General features: G+C 67.0%; 1 protein-coding gene. It reads right to left on the bottom strand.

From position 1 onward, the window contains the following. Positions 1-156 precede the first annotated feature (156 nt). Positions 157-421: ATP-binding cassette domain-containing protein (locus DRV85_RS17875; protein WP_476705479.1), on the bottom strand; the 265-nt coding region annotated here is incomplete at its 5' end.

Raw genomic sequence — 421 nt, 5'->3', positions numbered from 1 at the left:
CCGCTCATACGCCGCCGCATCAACATGCGCGCGCGCGACAGTTTCCGCCGAGGGCGGATGCGTGGTGGTCATGGCTCTCCTCCCTTGTTCCGCGGGCCGAGAACCCGCCCCCGCAAGCAGCCAGAAAGGGGGCGGGCGACCCGACCCTCCAGTTGCCTAGATGGCCAGGTACTCGGCGCGAAGCTGCTCGTCGGCGAGCACCTCGTCAGCGCTACCGTCGAACACGATCGACCCGGTGTCAAGGATCAGCGCCCGGTCCGCGAGTTGCAGCGCGCGCACCGCGTTCTGTTCGACGAGGATGGTCGTCATCCCCTGGCTCTTGATGGTGTGCAGCGTCCGCTCGATCTCGTCCACGATCACCGGCGCGAGGCCCTCGTAAGGCTCGTCAAGCATGAGAAGCTTGATGTCGCGCGCCAGGGCA

This window comes from Rhodosalinus halophilus, assembly GCF_003298775.1.
Taxonomy (GTDB): Bacteria; Pseudomonadota; Alphaproteobacteria; order Rhodobacterales; family Rhodobacteraceae; genus Rhodosalinus; species Rhodosalinus halophilus.
This window is presented reverse-complemented; position numbering and strand designations above follow the sequence as displayed.